This window comes from Limnobacter sp. CACIAM 66H1, from assembly GCF_001601825.1.
Lineage (GTDB): Bacteria > Pseudomonadota > Gammaproteobacteria > Burkholderiales > Burkholderiaceae_B > Limnobacter.
This window is the reverse complement of record NZ_LUJK01000046.1, coordinates 1-21,221: the sequence shown is the minus strand read 5'-3', so window position 1 is coordinate 21,221 and position 21,221 is coordinate 1. Positions and strand designations below refer to the sequence as shown.

Annotated in this window: 21 protein-coding genes and 1 pseudogene; 13 read left to right on the top strand and 9 right to left on the bottom strand. The window is 51.9% G+C overall.

Annotated elements, in window-relative coordinates; genetic code table 11:
* Positions 1–447, bottom strand: coding sequence for a phasin family protein (locus tag A0129_RS12480; protein WP_291715430.1), 447 nt, complete (start codon positions 445–447; stop codon positions 1–3).
* 244 nt (positions 448–691) lie between these two features.
* Here A0129_RS12480 and A0129_RS12475 point away from each other — a divergent pair, with 244 nt between their 5' ends.
* Positions 692–2,677: an SDR family oxidoreductase gene (locus A0129_RS12475; RefSeq protein ID WP_291715428.1), complete on the top strand. Its 1,986-nt coding sequence runs from the start codon at positions 692–694 to the stop codon at positions 2,675–2,677.
* On the opposite strand, the gene A0129_RS12470 is transcribed toward A0129_RS12475, so the two are convergent.
* From A0129_RS12470 to A0129_RS12455, 4 genes are read right to left on the bottom strand one after another with little or no spacing between them, the layout of a single operon-like run.
* Complete coding sequence (locus A0129_RS12470; RefSeq protein WP_291715427.1) at positions 2,674–3,684, bottom strand: alpha/beta fold hydrolase; 1,011 nt, start codon at positions 3,682–3,684, stop codon at positions 2,674–2,676. The two genes, A0129_RS12475 and A0129_RS12470, sit on opposite strands and share 4 nt — an antisense overlap.
* Positions 3,685–3,689: 5 nt before the next feature.
* Positions 3,690–5,345, bottom strand: a complete 1,656-nt coding sequence (locus tag A0129_RS12465) for a GMC family oxidoreductase (protein WP_291715425.1) — start codon at positions 5,343–5,345, stop codon at positions 3,690–3,692.
* 15 nt (positions 5,346–5,360) lie between these two features.
* The gene (locus A0129_RS12460) at positions 5,361–5,876 is read right to left on the bottom strand and encodes a hypothetical protein (protein WP_291715423.1); all 516 of its coding nucleotides are present in this window, start codon (positions 5,874–5,876) and stop codon (positions 5,361–5,363) included.
* Positions 5,877–5,887: 11 nt separating this feature from the next.
* Positions 5,888–7,342, bottom strand: coding sequence for a coniferyl aldehyde dehydrogenase (locus tag A0129_RS12455; protein ID WP_291715421.1), 1,455 nt, complete (start codon positions 7,340–7,342; stop codon positions 5,888–5,890).
* Positions 7,343–7,470: 128 nt separating this feature from the next.
* Between A0129_RS12455 and A0129_RS12450 the strand changes: the two genes are divergently transcribed.
* From A0129_RS12450 to A0129_RS12420, 7 genes are all read left to right on the top strand, one after another.
* A complete protein-coding gene (locus tag A0129_RS12450) occupies positions 7,471–8,178 on the top strand; it encodes a hypothetical protein (protein WP_291715419.1) in 708 nt (235 codons plus the stop codon).
* Between the two features lie 132 nt (positions 8,179–8,310).
* Positions 8,311–10,002: an AMP-binding protein gene (locus A0129_RS12445; protein WP_291715417.1), complete on the top strand. Its 1,692-nt coding sequence runs from the start codon at positions 8,311–8,313 to the stop codon at positions 10,000–10,002.
* A gap of 139 nt (positions 10,003–10,141) precedes the next feature.
* On the top strand, positions 10,142–10,546 hold the full coding sequence (gene rpsF, locus A0129_RS12440) for a 30S ribosomal protein S6 (protein ID WP_105028835.1): 405 nt from the start codon (positions 10,142–10,144) through the stop codon (positions 10,544–10,546).
* A 25-nt stretch (positions 10,547–10,571) separates the two neighbouring features.
* Entirely contained in the window at positions 10,572–10,922 is a 351-nt protein-coding gene (gene priB, locus A0129_RS12435) for a primosomal replication protein N (RefSeq protein ID WP_291715415.1), read from the top strand.
* A 25-nt stretch (positions 10,923–10,947) separates the two neighbouring features.
* A complete protein-coding gene (gene rpsR / locus A0129_RS12430) occupies positions 10,948–11,217 on the top strand; it encodes a 30S ribosomal protein S18 (RefSeq protein WP_008249877.1) in 270 nt (89 codons plus the stop codon).
* 18 nt (positions 11,218–11,235) lie between these two features.
* Complete coding sequence (rplI, locus tag A0129_RS12425; RefSeq protein WP_105028837.1) at positions 11,236–11,688, top strand: 50S ribosomal protein L9; 453 nt, start codon at positions 11,236–11,238, stop codon at positions 11,686–11,688.
* A gap of 135 nt (positions 11,689–11,823) precedes the next feature.
* The gene (locus tag A0129_RS12420; protein ID WP_291715413.1) at positions 11,824–13,209 is read left to right on the top strand and encodes a replicative DNA helicase; all 1,386 of its coding nucleotides are present in this window, start codon (positions 11,824–11,826) and stop codon (positions 13,207–13,209) included.
* Positions 13,210–13,335: 126 nt separating this feature from the next.
* Here the strand turns inward: A0129_RS12420 and A0129_RS12415 are convergent, their stop codons facing one another.
* The 4 genes from A0129_RS12415 to A0129_RS12400 all read right to left on the bottom strand — a co-directional run bounded on the left by A0129_RS12415 (position 13,336) and on the right by A0129_RS12400 (position 16,356).
* Positions 13,336–14,991, bottom strand: coding sequence for a PhoH family protein (locus A0129_RS12415; protein WP_291715411.1), 1,656 nt, complete (start codon positions 14,989–14,991; stop codon positions 13,336–13,338).
* 67 nt (positions 14,992–15,058) lie between these two features.
* Entirely contained in the window at positions 15,059–15,562 is a 504-nt protein-coding gene (locus A0129_RS12410; RefSeq protein WP_291715409.1) for a peroxiredoxin, read from the bottom strand.
* Between the two features lie 48 nt (positions 15,563–15,610).
* A complete protein-coding gene (locus A0129_RS12405) occupies positions 15,611–15,982 on the bottom strand; it encodes an SMR family transporter (RefSeq protein ID WP_275271013.1) in 372 nt (123 codons plus the stop codon).
* On the bottom strand, positions 15,979–16,356 hold the full coding sequence (locus tag A0129_RS12400; protein ID WP_291715407.1) for an Mth938-like domain-containing protein: 378 nt from the start codon (positions 16,354–16,356) through the stop codon (positions 15,979–15,981). Before A0129_RS12400 ends, A0129_RS12405 begins: the two co-directional genes overlap by 4 nt.
* A 129-nt stretch (positions 16,357–16,485) precedes the next feature.
* Here A0129_RS12400 and A0129_RS12395 point away from each other — a divergent pair, with 129 nt between their 5' ends.
* The 5 genes and pseudogenes from A0129_RS12395 to A0129_RS15840 all read left to right on the top strand — a co-directional run.
* On the top strand, positions 16,486–17,712 hold the full coding sequence (locus tag A0129_RS12395; protein WP_291715405.1) for a pyridoxal phosphate-dependent aminotransferase: 1,227 nt from the start codon (positions 16,486–16,488) through the stop codon (positions 17,710–17,712).
* A 7-nt stretch (positions 17,713–17,719) separates the two neighbouring features.
* Positions 17,720–19,033, top strand: coding sequence for a homoserine dehydrogenase (locus A0129_RS12390; protein ID WP_291715403.1), 1,314 nt, complete (start codon positions 17,720–17,722; stop codon positions 19,031–19,033).
* 1 nt (position 19,034) lies between these two features.
* Entirely contained in the window at positions 19,035–20,450 is a 1,416-nt protein-coding gene (gene thrC, locus A0129_RS12385) for a threonine synthase (RefSeq protein WP_291715401.1), read from the top strand.
* 234 nt (positions 20,451–20,684) lie between these two features.
* Positions 20,685–20,924, top strand: a pseudogene (locus A0129_RS15845) (response regulator); the annotation flags it as partial.
* Between the two features lie 157 nt (positions 20,925–21,081).
* A partial coding sequence (locus A0129_RS15840) for a sigma 54-interacting transcriptional regulator (protein WP_367189963.1) occupies positions 21,082–21,221 on the top strand: 140 nt, incomplete at its 3' end.

Here is a 21,221-nt window from a genome sequence, read left to right as displayed (position 1 = left end):
TTACTCGGCGGATTTTTTAGTGCGAGTGGTGGTCCGTTTGGTAGCACTGGCTTTGGTGTCCACCTTTTTGCCGGTCAATTCGGCAATTGCAGCTGACAATTGATCAATGCGCTCGGACAGTTGTTGGACGTCCTTGTTGGTTGGAACCCCCAAGCGACCCAGCGCGCGGGCAACGCGCTCTTCGAACACTTGCTCCAGCTTGTCCCAGTGTTGGGTGGCTTTGCTGGACACTGAGCCAGCAAGTTTGCTGACTTTGCCAGTCACTTCAACCACTTTTTGATCTGCAAATTTCACGGTTCGCTCCTGAATTTCATGGCCTTCCTTGACCAGGTTTTCCAAAACACGGTTGCTTTCTTCTTGCGCTTTGGTGATGGCACCCACGCCTGCGGTCCACAATTGTTGAGCGCTGTCTACTGCGCCTTTGATGGGTTTTTTCTTACCGGCCATGTTGTCTCTCCTTGTGATGGCGAATAGCCCGTGGGGGGCTGAGCCTTTTTTGTTTATTGTAGTAGTTTATCGATGCCACACTAGAGAAGGCACACTAAACCCTACCTCGTGTTTTCCCGTAAGTACGGTGCTGACAAAATACCGTTACAGACCGCATGGAGTTTGAGAATTTCGGTCGGGCAGTTATAGTAAGCCTTCCAAAGACGTATCTTCCATAAAAAAACCCCGCGCGGAGAAGACATACATGAATTATTTTGTGACCGGAGCCACTGGCTTCATCGGTAAACGATTGGTGAAGCGCTTGGTTGAGCAAAAGCGCAAAGGCACGATTTACTTTTTGATTCGTGAATCAAGCCTGGACAAAGTACCCGAACTGCAAAAGTATTGGGGCGCCAAAAAAGGACAGTGTGTGCCTGTGGTGGGTGACCTCACCAAACCCAAGCTGGGATTGAAAGCCACCGAGATCAAAGAGCTGAGCAAAAACATTGCCCATTTTTTTCACCTGGCTGCCATTTACGATTTGGCTGCTGATGCGGAAAGCCAGCAAGAGACCAATATCAAAGGCACCGAGAACGCAGTTGACCTTGCCAATGCAATTGGCGCGGGCTGCTTTCAGCTAACCTCGTCGATCGCGGCAGCGGGTCTTTATGAAGGCATCTTCCGTGAAGACATGTTTGAAGAAGCTGAGAATCTGGATCATCCATATTTCCGCACCAAGCATGATTCAGAGGCGATCGTGCGCAAGAAGGTCAAGGGTGCGTGGCGAGTCTACCGCCCTGGTTTCGTGGTGGGCGATTCCAAAACTGGTGAGATGGACAAAATTGATGGACCGTATTATCTGTTCAAGCTAATCCAGAAAATGCGCAAGTTGTTGCCTTCCTGGGTGCCAACGATTGGTATTGAAGGCGGGCGAATCAATATTGTACCCGTCGATTTTGTGGTCAATGCGATGGATTACATTGCACACCAACCGGATTTGGACGGTAAAGCATTCCATTTGGTTGACCCCAACCCGGGTCGAATTGGCGATGTTCTGAACACCTTTGCTCGCGCAGCCCATGCGCCGAAAATGGAAATGCGGATTAACGCAGCCATGTTTGGTTTCGTGCCTGGTGCGGTTAAAAAAGGTTTGATGAGTCTGACGCCAGTCCGCCGCATTCGCAACGCCTTGTTAAAAGACCTGGCTTTGCCCGAAGAGGTGTTTGGTTATATCAACTGGCCCACCCGTTATGATTGTCGCCAAACCGTGGCCGCGCTGGAGGGCAGCGGTATTGCATGTCCACGTCTTGAAGATTACGCTTGGGCAATTTGGGATTACTGGGAGCGTCACCTGGATCCCGATTTGTTTATCGACCGCAGTTTGACTGGTCAGGTGAAAGACAAAGTAGTACTCATCACCGGTGGCTCCTCGGGTATTGGTTTGGCCGCCGCACAAAAATTCGCAGCAGCCGGCGCAATTACGGTAATTTGCGGCCGTGATGAAGAAAAGCTTGCCGAGGCCAAAGCCTTGGTGAAAGCTGACGGCTATGAGTTGCACACTTACTCGGTTGATATTGCGGACATGCAGGATTGCGACCGGTTCGTATCGCAATTGTTGGCTGATTTTGGCCACGTCGATATTTTGATCAACAATGCAGGCCGTTCAATTCGGCGTGGCATTGAGAACAGCTTTGATCGTTTCCACGACCTTGAGCGCACCATGCAGTTGAACTATTTTGGTGCCCTGAGGGTGACTTATGGCTTGTTGCCGAAAATGATGGAGCGCCGCAAAGGTCATGTAGTGAATATTTCGTCGATTGGGGTGTTGACCAACGCGCCACGTTTCTCCGCCTATGTGGCCTCCAAAGGGGCGCTGGATGCATGGACCCGTTGTGCGGCCTCCGAGTTTGCAGACCTGAACATCACGTTCACCACCATCAATATGCCTTTGGTGCGTACCCCCATGATTGCACCCACCAAGTTGTACAACAACGTGCCTACGCTGAGCCCCGAGCAGGCGGCTGATTTGATCGCGCAAGCAGTGATTCACAAGCCGGTTCGCATTGCAACCCGTCTGGGCGTGTTGGGGCAGGTGATGCATGCGCTGATACCCAAGCCAGCGCAAATTTTGATGAATACGTCTTTCCGCATGTTCCCGGATTCGGAATCGGCCGCGAAAGGCAAGAAAGGAAGTGGTCCATCTGCAGAACAGGTTGCATTCTCAACGCTGATGCAAGGTATCCACTTCTAAGCGCGATTTGCCGCCAAGGGATAGGCCTGAGCGTCTTCTGCAAGCCAGTTGAGGATCAGGTCTTCTGTGGTGGAGTCGTTGAGCAAAGCCACGTGCCCGCAGCCGGGCACGGCGGTATTTTTTCCATGCTCTAGTTTGCTGGATACCGGTGGGCACACAATGTTGTCTTGCGGGCTCCAGAGTGACCAGATTTTGGTTTGAAATTCCCGGTCAGTGGGATGCTCCCTCAGGGTTTTCAAGAAGTAACTACCCCAAGCCATTTGTTTGACATTCTTGCCAATGCCCAAGGTGGACAGTGCTGTACCGTAATGAGGGCTGCCAACGGTGATCATGCCTGCAATTCTGTGGTGACCATATTCCGTGGCATGGAAGCGAACAGCGACACCGCCCATACTGTGCGCGATTATTTTTACCTGGGGGGCACCAGTTGCGACCAGCAGTTCGTCAATTGCTTCATGAATAGCTTCGGAATAGCTGCGAATGGAGCCAATGGCTGGTTCAAGTGTAATGGCGTGGGTGCTCACATCAGCGCGATCAAGCAGGGCACGCGTGCCTGCCCACACCGCGGAATTACACAAATAACCGTGCACAAGCAATACAGGAAGTGGTTTTTTCTTGCGCCATGTTTTGCCTGCCAGGCGGATGCCGTCCGGATTCGGTGCCCAGGGTTGAAGTAGTGTGATTAGTTTGAGTGAACTGAAGCTTTCAATCAGCACGGCCTTGATCCATCGAGGAATGCTGAGTCGATGGAAACCTTCACCTTCTGTACTATGAAAGGGTAGCCCCTTGTCCCGCACCTGCGGGATCTGGCGAACACTGTAGGACAGTGCAAAGCCGGACACATTAAAGCCCACATGCGCTGCGAAGAGAACACCCGCCACGAGGCCAATCGCTGCCACGGCCGAATTGTCAGCCCTGACGCCAAACCAGTGACGAAGTACCCAATACAGGCCAAACATGACTGAAATGTAGCCTAGCCAGTACAGTCGGTTCAGGTGACGAATCATGATTCTTAAGCTAGGGCAGTGGCTGCTTGGCCAGTCAGTTCAGTCACCAGTTGTTGGCTTAGTTTGTTCGTCAGTCCGTAAATGGAAAGCTGAGGGTTGGCGCCGATACTTGTCGGGAATAAAGAGCCATCATGAATGGACAAATTCTCGATTTGCCAGTGGCGACCATCTGGCCTGGTGACCCCCAGCTTCTCTTCGCCCGCCATGGCACAGCCACCCATGACATGGGCGGAAACCACTTTCATGCTCAGTGGTTTCATATCGAGCTCATTGATCTGCTTCAAGGCTTCATCAATGTTGCTGGCCGGTTTGGAGTACTCGTGTACAGGCAGTGTACTGAGTGCGCCTGCGGCATGCTGCAATTCGGCCATGGCGACCAGGGCCCGGCGAGCGGCATTCCAAATCGCAGGGGTCAGTTTGTAATCCAGCACAGGGCTGCCATCGCTATTCAGCCGAACCTGACCACCCACACTTCCTGAATTAAACCCGTCGCGAAGCAAGGCCAGTTGCATGTGCGTTTTCGAGAAATTCTTCATGATGTCTGAATGCTTTTTTGCAAAGCCGGGCAGAGTCGAAGCAAAAATTACCGGGTGTAGGGGCGGCGCTTCCAGTTTGAAACCCACCGGTCCGTCAATCGGGTCGGTGTGCAAATAATGGTCGCTGTAGATGGTCTGGGGCGCACCGGCGTCAGCGCGTACCTCCTGTTCCATCATTGCAGCGGAAATCACCACAGGATGAAGGGTGGTACGCTCACCCAAGCGGTCATAGGGATCACTCGCGTTCGAGCGCAGCAATAGCGCTGGGCTGTTGATGGCGCCGCCAGACAGTACAAAATGCTTGGCAGTGATTTCAACCTCCTTTCCCGAGGGCAACACACCGTCCGCATTCATGACCTGGCAGCGCAAGGTACGAATTCGACCTTGAGAAATTTTAAATGAGTGAGCGCGTAGGGCGGCGATCAGCTCGGCACCCTGGTCAAGTGCGGCGGGAATGGTCGAAACCAACATGGATTGCTTGGCATTGGTGGGGCAGCCCATGCCGCAATAACCCAGATTCCAGCAATCCTTCACATTGCGCCGAATGGCGCCCCAGGAAATTCCTTTGGCCTCGGCGCCACGGCGCAACAGATCGTTGTTTTCATTCGGTGGCACTTGCCAATCCGCAATATTCAGGCGACGCTCGGCTTGCTCAAACCAAGGGGCCATGGCCTCCACGGTCATGTCTTTCAATGCAAACTGCTTTTGCCAAAAGGCCAACGTGTCGGCAGGAGTCCTGAAACTGGATGTCCAGTTCACGGTGGTTGAGCCGCCTACTGTACGGCCCTGCAAAATATTGATGGCTTTGTCGGCGGTTTTGCGGCCAGCACTTTCCTGATATAGCGTTGGATAAGCCACTGACTCGAGCATTTTGAAATCTTTTGAAGTTTTGAGTGGACCTTCTTCAATCATCAAAACTTTCAAACCTGCCTTGGCGCATATTTCAGCTGTAATACCGCCACCGGCACCAGTGCCGATAATCACCACATCAGCACTTATTTGTTTGGGCATTTCGCGTTTGTGGGCCTCGTAGGCTTTCCAGCCATTTGCGACCCCCGCAGCAAAAAGGTCGGGTACCAATCCGCCCGCTAATTCGCCCATGGATTTCATTTCGTATTCAGTCATTGATCAAGTCGAGGGTCAGAGAATTTGGAACGGTGGGCCAGGGTAGCCCATATCGGCCCACTGGCTGGGTAGCCCGTACCAAGCGGCCATCATCAGGTCGTGAAGTGCATGGTAGCCGGGCTGAAGTGCCGGGATGGGGTGATCTCGAAACGAGGCCAAAAAGGCTTGAACTTGCAAAGGTGTAGCGTCGTCCCAGCTGCTTCCCAAATCAGCAATCAGCCTTCTTCCGACCGGGTTTTCAAGAATATTCAAAAGTTGCCCAAGCTCGGCTTGTGCGTTCGGTGCCAATGTATTGGTCGCACTTACAAACGCGTTTACCGCCGCTTCAATTGCTTGGGTTCTCCCTGACGCTGGTAGCGCAGGGTCTAGTAGCCCCTCGGCGATCGCCTTCAGCATGGGGATGTGCCGTTGCTGAACCACGGATTGACCTGCGACCACTTCCACCTTGGCAAAGTGCTTGCCCAGCCAACTCAGACCGCCAGCCAACAGCAGGCCAGCGGCACCGAATTTAAAAAATTGACGTCTGTTCATGAAGCTTAGGCTTATACCTTGCGAGTCAGCAGTTTGGTCATGAAAGCAAACATCTTGTTGTCATAGGGAGGGGACAACATTTCCATAACGTGAAAACGGCTTTGCTTGAAAATAGGTTTCAATTTGGTCATGGTGTCAAAACCAAATTTGCCGTGGTAATGGCCCATACCGGAGTCGCCCACACCACCAAAGGGCAGGTTTTCCTGTGCGATGTGGAACAGGGTTTCGTTCAAGCACACGCCGCCGGCGATTGTTTGCTTCATCACCATATCCTGGGTTTTTGATTCATCGTCAAACAAGTACAGCGCCAGTGGGCGAGGACGGTCGTTGATGTAATCAAGCGCTTCATCCAAGCGTTTGTAGGTGATCACAGGCAGCACCGGGCCAAAAATTTCCTCTTGCATCAGCATGGAATCTGGTTTGGCGTTAAATACCAGTGTCATCGGGATTTTGCGGCCCGGGCTGTCGGCAGTTTTCATGAGTGTCACCACACGTGCCCCTTGTTCCGCAGCCTCGTCGATCAGTCGTTGCAAGCGGGTTGCGTGACGATCGGAAACGATGCCAGTGAAATCCTTGGACAGGATTCCATCCGGGAAGCGGCGATCGATGATCGCCTTGGCGTGAGAGATCAACTGTTCTTCACAGCCTTCAGGAACCATGAGGTAGTCGGGGGCAATGCAGGTTTGACCCGCATTGATCGACTTGCCAGACAAGGTTCGCGCAATCGCATTTTCAAACCGGCTGGGGTTGGCTACGGTAGGTGCGGTAATGATCACAGGGCTTTTGCCACCCAGTTCAAGCGTCACTGGCACCAGGTTTTCACTGGCTGCCTTCATGACCATTTTTCCTACTGGGGTTGAGCCAGTGAACAACAGATGGTCGAAAGGCAAGCGAGAGAACTCGGCGGCGACCTCAGGCCCACCATTGATCACCTGTACCACCTCGCGGCCCAGCGCCTTGGCCAGCAATTCATCGAGCAGGGCGCTGAAGCGGGGTGTGTATTCACTCATCTTGATGAACACACGATTTCCCGCCGCAAGCGCAGCAATCATGGGGCCGATGGATAAAAACAAGGGGTAATTCCAGGGTACGATCACACCCACCACGCCCAAAGGTTGGGGCATGAGGCAGGTGCTGGCGGGTTTGAACCAAATGCTGGCACCTTCATGGCGGGGCTTCATCCATCCCTTGCCATGTTTGATCGCGTGGCGAATACCTTCAAGAGAAGGAAACACTTCGGCCAACAGCGTGTCATTTTTGGAGCGATAGCCAAAATCTTCGGAAATGGCCTCTGCGATTCTCAGTTTGTTGTCATAGATCATGTCGCTCAACGCCATTAACCAGGCCTTTCGCTGGCTCCACTCTGGGTAAGGGTTGATGCGGTAAGCTTGCTTTAAGGACTCCAAAGTTGCTTTTAGTTCTGCTGCTGTCAATTCTTGGCCGTGTGCTTTGGAAGGGGCATTCATTTTTGTCTCACTCTCCGGTTTAACATTAACGGATGTAAACATAAATTTTGACTATTTTCCATGTCTGATTTGTGCTGCTATGCAGCAAACGATGTGGGGCTTCAACATACAAGCGCAATTGAATCGCCATGATTGATATTCACAGTTCCCCTCTCGAATTACAAAAAGCCATCGCTGCCCTTCGTCGAGGTGAAGGACGGTCAGTCGATTTTTTGCGCTTAAAGACAGACTTAAAAATATTTCAAAACAACAGGTTGAAATTTACTTATAAGGATTTACTGGAAGACAAGGGCATGCATGCAGCCTGTCGTTTTTTCCTGGATCAACTGTATTGCACGCACGATGTCAGCACTCGGGATCACCAAGTAGAAAGGGTGTTGCCCAAACTGGAGAAATTGCTACCTAGCGGTGCAGTAGATACGGTGAGAAAAGTGATTTATATGGACTATTTGGCCGAGCTATTGGATGATGAAATTACCAGTTATATCAATGAGAAAGAGTTTTATTCTGACAATGAACTTAAAGAAAAATACTACATAGAGGCCTTCAGGCAACAAGGGCAATTTGATTTGCGAGAGCGTCAAATTTTGTTGGTACGTGAGGTCGGAGAATCCTTGCGCAAGTTGATGCGCCTGCCTTTTTTACGGTCATTGATGAAGATGACACGTGGTGCAGCGCAAAAGGCGAATTTAGAGGATTTCCACGATTTTTTGAGTCAAGGCCTGGATGCTTTTGCCTCGCTTGAAAAGCCAACCCTGTTTTTCCAGTTGATTCAAGAGCGTGAAATGTCCATCCTGGAAGGGATTCGACAAGGCACCTTGTCGAAATTTCCTTGATCACGCCTTTGGTGCAGGTACACATCGCAATCGTAGTGCATTAGAATCCATGCTCTTTGATATTCCGGTATTGTTTTCCATCAATACAAAACAGTTGCGAAGCACGGCAGTGCCTACAAGAAGGAGACATTTGTGACAGATAAAGCCTGGATTCAGAGCTACCCGCCGGGTGTACCCACGTCGGTTGATTTGGATCAGTACCCCTCTATTCGGGATATTTTTGAGGACGCAAGTCGCAAGTTCGCCGATAAAACCGCTTTCAGCAACATGGGAACAGCGCTGACCTATGAGCGTCTGGATTCACTAACCCGTGATTTTGGTGCCTACCTGCAAAGTCTGCCAGGCATGAAGAAGGGCGACCGTGTGGCATTTATGATGCCCAATTTGCTGCAGTACCCTGTGGCCATGTTGGGTGCGATCCGCGCCGGTTTTGTCGCTGTGAACGTGAACCCGTTGTACACCCCCACCGAGCTTGAGCATCAACTGCGGGACTCAGGTGCCAAGGTGATTGTGGTGTTTGAGAACGTAGCTCACACGCTGGAAAAGGTGATCAAAAATACGCCTGTCGAGCACATCGTACTGGCGTCGATGGGCGAAATGCACGGCTTTTTCAAGCGAGTATTGCTTAACTTTGTGGTGCGCTACGTGAAGAAGCTGGTGCCAGCGTTCAATATCGCGGGTGCCATTACTTTTAAAAAGGCCTTGGCTCAAGGCCGCAACACTGAACTTCGCAAGGTCAATATTACCCACGACGATTTGGCGTTTCTGCAATACACCGGGGGCACCACTGGTGTGGCGAAAGGTGCAATGCTGACCCATGGAAATATTGTCGCCAATCTGCAGCAGGCCTCAGCTTGGTTAAATCAGGATATTGAAGAGGGCAAGGAAATTGCGATCACCGCGCTTCCCATGTATCACATCTTCTGCTTGACCGCGAATATTCTGGTGTTTATCAAGGTGGGCGGTCATTGTCTGTTGATTACAGACCCCAGGAACATGAAAGCTTTTGTGAAAACGCTGGCTGCCGTGCCATTTACGGCGCTGACGGGGGTCAACACCTTGTTCAATGGCTTGTTGAATACCCCAGGGTTTGATCAAGTCGATTTTTCCCATGTGAAGCTGGTGTTGGGCGGTGGTGCCGCCATTGAGCCTGCGGTGGCCGACCGGTGGAAGAAAGTGACAGGTACGCGTTTATCGGAGGCTTATGGTTTAACCGAGGCCTCGCCCGCAGTGTGTATTAATCCCCTGCACGAGGAGTACAACGGATCGATTGGTTTACCCGTACCGTCCACTGACGTGACTATTCGTGACGACGACTTCAACGAGTTGCCTGTTGGACAGGAAGGCGAATTGTGCTTGAAAGGCCCGCAGGTGATGCGTGGTTACTGGAACAAACCTCGCGAAACTGCTGAAATCCTGACACAAGATGGCTGGCTGAAAACAGGCGATATCGCCTACATGGACGAAAACGGCTATTTCTACATTACCGACCGCAAGAAGGACATGATTCTGGTGTCGGGCTTTAATGTGTACCCCAAGGAAATTGAGGCCGTGGCCACTTTGTTGAATGGTATTTTCGAAGCGGCTGCCGTGGGTGTACCCGATAGCAAAACCGGCGAGGCTGTGAAACTGTTTGTAGTCAAAAAAGACCCAGACTTAACCGCGGAGCATGTGATTGAGCATTGCCGCAAACACATGACCGCCTACAAAATTCCACGCCATGTGGAATTTATGAAAGAACTACCCAAGAGCCCGGTTGGCAAAGTGCTTCGCCGGGAGCTTCGCGACATGGAAAAGAAGCGTTTGCAAGAGCAAACTGCCTGAATTTCTGTGTTTTGGGCAGTTGGCAACTATAGGCCGTTGCTTGTTTCTTGAAAACCCACTATAATTTCGGGTTACCTGCTGCTGCACCACGGGGGTGTGGCGGCTTTTCCAATTGTGGAAAATCCATAGGAGTTTATCAATGCGTCACTATGAAATTGCTTTCATCGTGCATCCCGACCAAAGCGAGCAAGTGCCTGCCATGGTTGAGAAGTATCGTGGAACCATCGAAGCCAACGGCGGAAAAGTACACCGCCATGAAGATTGGGGTCGTCGCCAATTGGCCTACCCAATCCAGAAGCTGGCCAAAGCACACTATGTGTTGTTGAACATTGAATGCAGCCAGGAAGTTCTCGAGGAACTGGAAACTGCGTTCAAATTCAACGACGCCGTACTGCGTCACTTGACTGTGAAGATGAAAAAAGCTGAAACCGCGCCTTCTCCAATGATGAAGGAAGTTCAGCGTGAGCAAGAGCGTAAAGCCGCTTCTGCCACTGCGTCTTCAAACGACGACAGTTCTGATTCAGACGAGGGTGACGACGAGTAAATCGTCAACACGCAACACTGAATCAATGAATCAGGAGGAAGCAGCGGAAAATTCAGACAAGTTTGGGGAAGAAGGAAAGGCTGGCATTAACCAGTTCACCTTGACCGCCACATTGGTTGCAAAATCAATATTGCGATACACCCCGGCAGGTTTGCCCATTTGCGAATTCGAGCTTGAGCACGACAGTGAGCAGCTTGAAGCCAGCAAGCCAAGAATGGTGAAGTGCACAGTTTCAGCGGTTGCGCTGGGTGTAGTAGCCAATCAGATCAGTGGCCTTGAAGTGGGAAGCTTGAAAAACTGGACCGGATTCATAGCGCTTCGTTCGCACAAATCAAAAAGTCTTCGATTTCATGTTTGCGCAGTGCGCGAATGTTGAAGACCTGAAATAGTTGGAGAATATTATGGCTTTTGGTCGTAAAAATGATCGCAAGGGACGTCGTCCACAACAGAACCCCTTGTTCAAGCGCAAGAAGTTTTGCCGCTTCACAGTGGGCAAGGTAGAGCAAATCGATTACAAAGACATCGACACGCTCAAGGATTTCATCAGCGAAAACGGCAAGATCATGCCCGCTCGTATCACTGGTACCAAGGCGAACTATCAGCGCCAGTTGGACACAGCGATCAAGCGCGCACGTTTCCTGGCTTTGCTGCCTTACACCGACAACCACTAAGCAGTACGGGAGAACACCATGCAAGTAATTCTTCTTGAAAAAATGCCCAACTTGGGTCAACTGGGTGACGTGGTTCGCGTAAAAGACGGCTACGCACGTAACTTCCTGATTCCTTATGGCAAAGCCAAGCGCGCCACAGAATCAGCAATCGCCGAATTCCAGGCTCGCCGCGCCGAACTGGAAAAAGCTGCTGCTGAAAAGCTGGCCGCCGCCCAAGCCCTGGGTGCCAAGTTGAGTGAAACCACCGTTCAGCTGAGCGAAAAAGCTGCTGTGGACGGTCGTTTGTTTGGTTCGGTAACCAACCATGACATCGCTGCCGCACTGAACGCATCTGGCCTGAAAGTTGAAAAAGCACAGGTACGCATGCCCAACGGCGCGCTGAAAATTGCTGGCGAGCACACTGTAACTGTTGCGCTGCACCCCGACGTGGTTGTAGACGTGAAAGTTGTGGTGGCTGGCGAAGCAGCCTAAGCAGGCCGCGTTAGCCAGTCGAAGGTTTTAAGGCGAATTAGACCCTAGGGTTTAACCACATTCGGTTATACTTTTCGGTCTGCCTGAACCCACAAAAAAGGTCACCTCAGGGTGGCCTTTTTCTATTGCGAAACTATGTCCGAGAATCGACTTACAGAACAAGAAATGACGGGCCTGCGTGTTCCGCCCCACTCGCTCGAATCCGAGCAGTCGGTGGTGGGCGGCTTGCTGCTGGACAACCAGGCCTGGGACAAAATTGGCGATGTGATTCGCGCCGAAGATTTTTACCGCTACGATCACCGGGTTATTTTTGAGCACATTGCCAAGCTGATTGACGGCTCCAAACCGGCTGACGTCATTACTGTGTATGAATCGCTGCAGTCCTCCGGCAAGGCTGAAGATGTGGGTGGTTTGGCCTACTTGAACACTTTGGCCACCAATACGCCATCTGCTGCCAACATTCGCCGATACGCGGAAATTGTGCGCGACCGCGCCGTGTTGCGCAGGCTGATAACAATCAGCGACGACATCGCGACCACCGCCTTGAACCCGCAAGGCAAAGACACCAAAACCATCTTGGATGAAGCGGAAAGCAAGATATTCAAGATCGCGGAAGATGGTGCCCGTGGTGCCGGCGGCTTTCAAGACCTTCAGCCCGTACTCAGTAAAGTGGTGGAGAGAATTGATGAGCTTTATCACCGCGACAGCACCAGTGACATCACGGGTATTTCTACCGGTTTCGTAGACTTGGACAGCAAAACATCGGGCTTGCAGCCCGGTGACTTGATTATTGTTGCCGGAAGACCCTCAATGGGGAAGACAGCATTCAGCTTGAATATTGGCGAACATGTGGCTGTGGAAGAGGGGCATGCAGTGGCTGTGTTCTCCATGGAAATGGGTGCCACCCAATTGGCGATGCGTTTGCTGGGTTCCGTGGGGCGTTTGGATCAACATCGCCTAAGAACTGGGCGATTGACGGATGAGGACTGGCCGCGACTGACCTACGCAGTTGAGAAGATGCAGAATGCACAGCTGTTTATTGATGAAACCCCCGCCTTGTCTTCGATGGAAGTGCGCGCACGTTGCCGGCGCCTTGCACGCCAGTGTGGCCAGCTCGGTTTGGTGATTATCGACTATTTGCAGTTGATGGGTTCTTCGTCCCCAGGGGAAAACCGTGCCACTGAAATTTCCGAAATTTCACGTTCATTGAAAGGCTTGGCCAAGGAACTGAACTGCCCGGTGATCGCGCTTTCGCAGCTGAACCGCTCGCTGGAACAGCGGCCAAACAAACGCCCGGTGATGAGTGATCTGCGAGAATCGGGCGCCATTGAGCAGGATGCCGACGTGATTTTGTTCATTTACCGTGATGAGGTGTACAACCCTGATTCACCTGACAAAGGCACGGCTGAGATCATTATTGGTAAGCAGCGTAACGGTCCAATTGGTACCGTGCGGGTAACCTTCCTGGGCATGTACACCAAGTTTGAGAACTACGCAGGGATGCAGCCGGAAGGGGAGTGAGGCTATTGCTTTGGCATCAGTGATTCGATCGGTTTGATGCACAATATCACCCCGCCTGAAGCAAAGTGTTCCAACTTCGGGAATGCATCAATGGGGCATGTAATTTCTCACATGCCCATCAACACATCAAAGGTTATCTGACGCAAAGTCAGCCAATCGTGAACGCTCACCACGCTGCAGTGTGATGTGCCCAGCATGTGTCCAGCCCTTGAATCGATCCACCACATACGTCAGGCCTGAAGAGCCTTCAGTCAAGTAAGGCGTATCAATTTGCGCCAGGTTACCCAAACAGATTACCTTGGTACCGGGACCGGCACGTGTGATCAGGGTTTTCATTTGCTTGGGCGACAGGTTTTGCGCTTCATCAATAATCAAAAACTTGTTGATGAAGGTACGGCCGCGCATGAAGTTCATTGATTTGATGCGGATCTTGGTGCGGATCAAATCTGTGGTCGCCGAGCGTCCCCAGTCACCACTGCTTGGGTCGGGTTTGTTCAGTACTTCCAGGTTGTCTTCAAAAGCGCCCATCCAAGGGGCCATTTTTTCCTCTTCCGTACCTGGCAAAAAGCCGATGTCTTCACCGACCGGCACTGTGGCGCGGGTCACGATAATTTCAGAGTATTGCTTGCTTTCAAGTACTTGCGACAAACCTGCAGCCAGGGCCAGCAGGGTTTTGCCTGTACCGGCCTGTCCCAACAGTGTCACAAAGTCGCATTCCGGGTTCATGAGCAAGTTCAGTGCGAAGTTTTGTTCGCGGTTTCGCGCGGTAATGCCCCATACGCTGTTTTTGTTGTGGCTAAAGTCGCGCAGTGTTTTCAGTACAGCACTTCTGCCGCTTACTTCAAGTACCTGGGCGATCAATGGAATTCCAGTTTCGCAGTAGACGAACTGGTTCACCATCATGTCTTTTACGGCGGGGCCGCTAATGCGGTAGAAGGTGCTCCCACCTTGTTGCCAGCTTTCAATGCCTTTGCTGTTCTTTTCCCAGAAATCTGCGGGCAGTTCCATGATGCCCGAATACAGCAGATCACGGTCTTCCAGCACCTGATCGTTGAAGTAATCTTCAGCCAGCAGGCCCAAAGCGCGGGCCTTGATGCGCATATTGATGTCTTTCGAGACCAACGCTACTTCGCGATCCGGGTGTTGTTTACTGAGTGCAAACACCACGCCGAGAATCTGGTTGTCGGCTTTGCCCACGGGCAATGTTTTCGGTAACTCGGCGGCCAATTCAGTGGTTTGCACCAGCAAGCGTCCCAGGGCGTCCACGTTGCCCAGCCGGTCCAGCGCCACACCCTTTTCGATGTCTTCGATGTTCTCCATCAATGCATCTAGCGAACGGCTCACTTGCCGTGCATGGCGGGCTACCTCGGACATGCCTTTTTTGTGGTTATCCAGTTCTTCAAGCGTAATCAGCGGCAAAAATACATCGTGTTCCTCAAAACGGAACAGCGACGTCGGGTCGTGCATCAAGACGTTGGTGTCAAGAACAAAAATTTTCTTGCCGGTGTGAGTGACTTGCCGCTTGGTTTTGGCCATGGGGGTGGCAACTGGCTTGCGCGTTTTGCCCGACGCTGCTGCTGGAAGGTTTCGCGAGCGGCTTGTGGATGGCACTTTGGCCGTAACCGTGTTGTCGGCCGCCAGCGTCAGGGGCGCTTTGGCAGTTGCATTAATGGTGTCTGGGACATCAATTTTCTTGGCCGGCTTCTTCGTTTTTGGTGCCGCGATTGGAGGAATTTCGTTCAGTGTAGTTGCTGGTTTGCTGGGTTCTTTGGGCAGAGGCATTGTCAACGATCTGAAGTAGGAAGCTCATAAATCGCGCAGGGTCGTCACTCCCGCGCCCGTGAGGATATTAGTCCCCGATTGTGCGTACAAAGTCAAGCACCGCTTGTGCATGACCCGGCACCTTCAAGCCGCGCCACTCTTGCACAAGAATGCCTTTCTTGTTGATTACAAAGGTACTTCTTTCTACGCCACGTACTTGTTTGCCGTACATGTTTTTCATTTTCATCACGTCGAAAATTGTGCACACCTTCTCGTCTGGATCTGAAATCAATTCAAACGGCAATTCCAGTTTGGCTTTGAAGTTTTCATGCGATTTCAGTGAATCGCGTGATACACCAAAAACGAGGCAGTCGGCATTCAGGAACTCGGAGTGTAGATCACGAAAGTTTTCACCCTCGGTGGTGCAGCCCGGTGTGCTGTCTTTGGGGTAAAAATAAATAATCAGGTTTTTGCCAGCATGGGCTGACAGGGTGAAATTGGCGCCGCCTGTGCAAGTGGCTGAAAAATCAGGCACTTTGCTATTGACTTCAAGTGACACGGTACTGCTCCCTGAGGTGTGGTTGTTGTGCATGTTTGGTTCAGTATACCCACAGCTTCTGACAGCAAAATGCAGGAAGTGTCAGGAACGCGCCAAAAGCGCCACACCCAGTACGATCACTCCGATCGCCACCCAGCGCTGCAGGCTCACAGGTTCATTGAGGAAGTATTGCGCCGCAAAGGCATTGATCACGTAACCAATGGCCAGCATAGGGTAGGCCAGTGTTACATCGACCCGTGAAAGCGCCATTAGCCAAATGAGCAGTGAAAATCCGTAGCAAAACAGCCCCAAAATCATTGGCCACTGCAAGAACAAAGCTGACATGGCGCCCAGGCTCAGCGCACTGGAGGCCTCGATCACACCAACCTTGTTGGTCGCCATTTTTAACAGCAGCTGGGCCAGCGCATTCAAAATTACGCCCGAGAGCACTAAAACTGCAGCATAGGTGGTCATAGCAGAATCGCGGCAATTACATGCCGGCCTTCACCGATCAAAATATTGTAAGTGCGGCAGGCAGCCTGACTGTCCATGTACTCAACCGGGCAGCGTTTGTTGGCGAAAAACTTGCGAATGTCCATGCCGGGAAACACCTGTTTGGCCCCTGTGCCAATTAGTAGCACTTCCATGCTATTGGGGCACTGGCCATATAGCCATTCGCAGTGAACCAATTGCAGTGGGCCCGAGCCCGCGTTTTCCCAGATTCTGGGTGTGAAATCGGTGCCAAATACCACGCTTTCAGTTTGAAGCCTGCCGCTGATCACGACACCTTCTTCGTCATACCGCTGAACGACGAATTGATTGTCGAGCGATTCAGGTTGAAATTTCATTCGAAAGATGCTCCAGGATGGGGCCAAAGCCTAGCAGCCACTGGCCTAAACGGTTAAATTATAAGACTTTGCGCAAGCAAAAGAATAAGCACATTAATAACCAACACAACAATCCACACACAGGTCGACATGAAACCCATTCTCAAATCTACCAAGCTGGCCAATGTTTGCTATGACATCCGCGGACCGGTGATGCAGCGAGCGCGTCAGCTGGAAGAGGAGGGGCACCGTATCCTGAAGCTGAATATTGGTAATTTGGCGCCTTTCGGTTTTGAAGCACCCGATGAGGTTCGACAAGATGTGATCATGAATCTGGGCGATGCCTCGGGTTACAGTGACAGCAAGGGTTTGTTTGCAGCGCGCAAAGCGATCATGCATTACACCCAGCAAAAGAAAATCAAGGGTGTAACACTGGATGACATCATCGTTGGCAATGGTGTATCCGAGCTTATCGTGATGAGCATGCAGGGCTTGCTGAACAACGGAGATGAAGTACTGGTGCCCGCGCCTGATTATCCCTTGTGGACAGCTGCTGTGAGCATTTCCGGCGGTACGCCACGCCACTACCTGTGCGATGAGCAAAGCGACTGGTATCCTGACACCAAACACCTTCGCAGCCTGATCAACGAGAAAACCAAGGCCATGGTGATCATCAACCCCAACAACCCAACGGGCGCTTTGTATCCCGAGGAGGTGTTGCAGGAGTTGGTGCAAATTGCCCGTGAACACCAGCTCATCATTTTCGCGGACGAAATTTACGACAAAATGTTGTATGACGGTGCCGAGCACACCTCGATTGCATCGCTGGCCGACGATGTGCTCTTCATTACCATGAACGGCTTGTCCAAGAACTACCGTGCTTGCGGGTACAGGGCAGGTTGGATGGTCATTTCTGGCGACAAGCGCCATGCCACCGATTACATCGATGGCTTGGGAATCATGGCTTCCATGCGCTTGTGCGCCAACGTTCCTGGTCAATATGCCATTCAGACTTCGCTGGGTGGTTATCAAAGTATCGACGATTTGGTCGGGCCTGGAGGTCGGCTGACACGTCAGCGGGATTTGGCTTATGACCTGATGACCGCCATTCCAGGTGTCACTTGTGTGAAGCCCAAAGCTGCGCTTTATCTGTTTCCGCGCCTGGACCCCAAGATTTACCCAATCAAGAATGATCAGCGCTTTGTGCTGGAGTTGCTGGAAGCTGAAAAGGTACTTGTAGTGCAGGGCACGGGCTTTAATTGGATTAATCCGGATCATTTCCGGGTGGTTTTCCTACCCAACACCGATGATTTGACGGACGCAGTTGGTAGAATTGCACGCTTCCTGGAAAGTTATCGAAAACAACACCTTGGCTGATTTAAAAATGAACAAACCTCTTCGAGTGGCCCTGCTGGGTTTGGGTACTGTCGGTTCTGGCACATTCAATGTGTTGAACACCAATGCGATTGAAATTGAGCGTCGTGTGGGTTTTCCCATTCAGATCAAAGTCATCGCCGACCTGAACACCGATAAAGCGCGCGAACTGGCCGGTCCTGGCGTTGAGGTACTGGGTGATGCATTCGAGGCGGTGAAGCGCGACGACATCGACGTGGTGGTCGAGCTGATTGGTGGTTACACAATCGCCAAGCAACTGGTGCTCGCCGCAATCAATGCAGGCAAGCATGTGGTCACGGCCAACAAGGCTTTGCTTGCAGTGCATGGTGATGAAATCTTTGCTGCGGCTGAAGCCAAAAATGTGATGGTGGCTTTCGAAGCGGCAGTGGCTGGTGGCATCCCTGTGATCAAGTCGATCAAGGAAGGGCTTGCCGCCAACAAGATTGAATACGTCGCGGGGATTATCAACGGCACTTGTAATTTCATTTTGTCGGAAATGCGTGACAAGGGTTTGCCTTTTGCCGACGTACTGGCGCAGGCTCAAGCATTTGGTTACGCCGAAGCGGATCCCACATTTGACATCGAGGGTGTGGATGCGGCTCACAAAATCAGCCTGCTGAGCTCACTGGCTTTTGGTGTTCCCGTTCAGTTCGAGAAAGCCTACATCGAAGGCATCACCAAGCTGACCAAGGAAGATATCCAGTTTGCAGAGCAATTGGGCTACCGCGTCAAGCTCTTGGGCATTGCCAAGCGCACCGACCAAGGCATCGAGCTGCGCGTTCATCCCACGCTGATTCCAGGCAAGCGTCTGATTGCCAATGTGGAAGGTGTCATGAACGCAGTGTTGGTGAAAGCCAATGCAGTGGGCCCAACCCTGTACTACGGTGCTGGCGCTGGAAGTTTGCCGACTGCCTCGGCGGTGGTGGCTGACCTGATCGAAATTGCGCGCGCAAGCCAGGCTCCTTTGGCCAGCCGCGTGCCCGTGTTGGCTTTTCAGAAAGCGGGTATTCAATACCTGGATGTGTTGCCCATGGAAAAGGTGGTGACTGCCTTCTACCTGCGCTTGGCAGTAGACGACAAGCCTGGTGTGTTGGCTGAGGTCACCCGTTTGCTGGCCGACAATCAAATTTCAATTGAAGCCATGATTCAGCGCCAGGCCACCAGCGAAAGAGAAACCGCTGAAATTGTGTTGTTGACCCACCGTTGTGTCGAAGGCGATGTGAACAAGGCCATCGCAAAAATTGAGGCCTTGGACAGCGTTCATGGCCCCTTGACCCGAATTCGCGTAGAGGACTTGAGCTGAAATGAAATACTTCAGCAGCCGTGGGGGCATGGATCCCCAAGATTTCTCGGAAATTTTGCTGGAAGGCTTGGCGCCTGATGGTGGTCTGGCCGTGCCTGAGTTTTATCCGCAAGTGGCTTTGCATGTGCTGGAGAGCTGGAAACACCTCAGCTACGGTGAGCTGGCATTTGAGGTCTTGAAGCCTTATGCCACGGACATTCCAGAAGCTGACCTGAAAGAGTTGACCACCAAAACCTACACCAAGGCCGTGTACGGCACCGAAGAAATTACGCCGGTGCGCGAGCTGTTCGATGGCATGAAGGTGTTGGAGCTTTCAAACGGCCCCACGCTGGCTTTCAAAGACATGGCCATGCAGTTGCTGGGAAACCTGTTTGAATACCAGTTGGCTCGAACCAACCGCGAATTGAACATTCTCGGTGCCACCAGCGGCGATACGGGTTCGGCGGCCGAATACGCCATGCGCGGCAAGAAAGGCGTGCGGGTGTTCATGTTGAGCCCGGCTGGCAAAATGAGCGCATTTCAACGCGCCCAAATGTACAGCCTGCAAGATCCGAACATTTTCAATATTGCCATTGAAGGTTTGTTCGATGATTGCCAGGACATTGTGAAGGCGGTGAGCGAAGACCTTGAATACAAGGCACGCCAGAAAATTGGGACTGTGAATTCCATCAATTGGGGTCGCATTTCTGCCCAGGTGGTGTATTACTTCAATGCTTACCTGCGCACCGCCAAAAAAATTGGTGATCCTGTCAGTTTCGCAGTGCCGTCCGGTAACTTCGGTAACGTGCTGGCTGGGCACATTGCGCGCCAAATGGGCCTGCCCATTCGCAAGCTGATCGTAGCCACCAATGAAAACAATGTGCTGGACGAGTTTTTCAAGACTGGTGTGTACCGCCCCCGCAAATCCGCAGAAACCTACATCACCTCCAGCCCGTCGATGGACATTTCTAAGGCTTCAAACTTTGAGCGATTTGTATATGATCTGTTGGGCCGCGACCCCAAGGCCTTGAAAGCGTTGTGGCAGGATTTGGCCGCGAATGGCCAATTCGATCTTTCCGAAGATCCACGTTTCAAGCGGGTTGAAGAAGACTTTGGTTTTCAGTCTGGTTCATCGGATCACCAGAATCGTCTGGATACCATCAAGGAAGTTTTCGCCCGCACGGGTACCTTGATTGACACCCACACGGCCGATGCCGTGAAAGTGGCCCGCAATCTGGTTGAACCCGGCATACCCATGGTGATTTTGGAAACTGCCCTGGCTGTGAAGTTTGCGGAAACCATTGAAGAGGCCACTGGGCAAAAACCACCAGTGCCTGCGCAGTTCCAGGGGTTGGAACAATTGCCGCAGCGGGTCGTGGAAATGCCCATCTCGGTTGAACAGGTCAAAGCGTTCATCGCCGAGAATACCGGGCTGTAAACTGGGGAAAATCAGATTTCAAACAATCGTTTGCCTGCAAGTAATAGGGTTTACCTAACTTGCAGGTCCAAACGGAATCATGAACAATGGCATGGTTAAGTAACACGCTGTGAAGCCATTGTTTTGACCTCTCAATCCAACACTGTCGACCTCCCCAAAGTTGCCACAGGCCAAGGCATAGATGCTCAACCCCGAAAAGGTTTGTCTGCGCTGGCGGTGGATGATGAGCCGGGCATGCGCCATTTTCTGGAAAAGGCGCTCGAAACCCGTTTTGCCCGTGTAGATACTGCAGGTTCTGTTGAAATGGCCCAAGCACTGTTCGACAGTCACGATTACAGCACCGTGGTGCTGGACGTGAGTCTACCCGGCAAAAGCGGCCTGCAGTGGCTGAATGAATTGCGCCAAGGCGGCTACGAGGGTGATGTGATTCTAATCACCGGGTATGCCGACATGGACACCGCCATTGGTGCCCTGCGTGCGGGTGCGCAAGACTTTTTACAAAAACCGTTTCGAATTGACCAGCTTTGGTATGCCCTGGATCGAGCTGCGGATCAAAACCGTTTGAAGCGCGAAAACTTTGTGCTGAAACGGGCGGTTTCAAATCTGCAGCAGAATGAACAGGTGATGGTGGGTGAAAGCCCCATTGTGCGCCAACTCCGAAAAGCTGGTGGCCAAAGTGGCTCCAACCGATTCCACAGTGTTGCTCACAGGCGAGTCGGGTTCAGGAAAAGAAGTACTGGCCCAGCACGCTGCATGGCATGAGCCTGCGCA

Coding starts and splice junctions, on each gene's coding strand:
- A0129_RS12465 (WP_291715425.1), bottom strand. CDS start 5,345: ATGACTGAATACGAAATGAAATCCATGGGCGAATTAGCGGGCGGATTG.
- A0129_RS12410 (WP_291715409.1), bottom strand. CDS start 15,562: ATGCACAACAACCACACCTCAGGGAGCAGTACCGTGTCACTTGAAGTC.
- A0129_RS12395 (WP_291715405.1), top strand. CDS start 16,486: ATGAAACCCATTCTCAAATCTACCAAGCTGGCCAATGTTTGCTATGAC.
- A0129_RS12480 (WP_291715430.1), bottom strand. CDS start 447: ATGGCCGGTAAGAAAAAACCCATCAAAGGCGCAGTAGACAGCGCTCAA.
- A0129_RS12415 (WP_291715411.1), bottom strand. CDS start 14,991: ATGCCTCTGCCCAAAGAACCCAGCAAACCAGCAACTACACTGAACGAA.
- rplI (WP_105028837.1), top strand. CDS start 11,236: ATGCAAGTAATTCTTCTTGAAAAAATGCCCAACTTGGGTCAACTGGGT.
- A0129_RS12390 (WP_291715403.1), top strand. CDS start 17,720: ATGAACAAACCTCTTCGAGTGGCCCTGCTGGGTTTGGGTACTGTCGGT.
- A0129_RS12470 (WP_291715427.1), bottom strand. CDS start 3,684: ATGATTCGTCACCTGAACCGACTGTACTGGCTAGGCTACATTTCAGTC.
- rpsR (WP_008249877.1), top strand. CDS start 10,948: ATGGCTTTTGGTCGTAAAAATGATCGCAAGGGACGTCGTCCACAACAG.
- A0129_RS12460 (WP_291715423.1), bottom strand. CDS start 5,876: ATGAACAGACGTCAATTTTTTAAATTCGGTGCCGCTGGCCTGCTGTTG.
- priB (WP_291715415.1), top strand. CDS start 10,572: ATGAATCAGGAGGAAGCAGCGGAAAATTCAGACAAGTTTGGGGAAGAA.
- A0129_RS12455 (WP_291715421.1), bottom strand. CDS start 7,342: ATGAATGCCCCTTCCAAAGCACACGGCCAAGAATTGACAGCAGCAGAA.
- thrC (WP_291715401.1), top strand. CDS start 19,035: ATGAAATACTTCAGCAGCCGTGGGGGCATGGATCCCCAAGATTTCTCG.
- rpsF (WP_105028835.1), top strand. CDS start 10,142: ATGCGTCACTATGAAATTGCTTTCATCGTGCATCCCGACCAAAGCGAG.
- A0129_RS12405 (WP_275271013.1), bottom strand. CDS start 15,982: ATGACCACCTATGCTGCAGTTTTAGTGCTCTCGGGCGTAATTTTGAAT.
- A0129_RS12400 (WP_291715407.1), bottom strand. CDS start 16,356: ATGAAATTTCAACCTGAATCGCTCGACAATCAATTCGTCGTTCAGCGG.
- A0129_RS12475 (WP_291715428.1), top strand. CDS start 692: ATGAATTATTTTGTGACCGGAGCCACTGGCTTCATCGGTAAACGATTG.
- A0129_RS12420 (WP_291715413.1), top strand. CDS start 11,824: ATGTCCGAGAATCGACTTACAGAACAAGAAATGACGGGCCTGCGTGTT.
- A0129_RS12450 (WP_291715419.1), top strand. CDS start 7,471: ATGATTGATATTCACAGTTCCCCTCTCGAATTACAAAAAGCCATCGCT.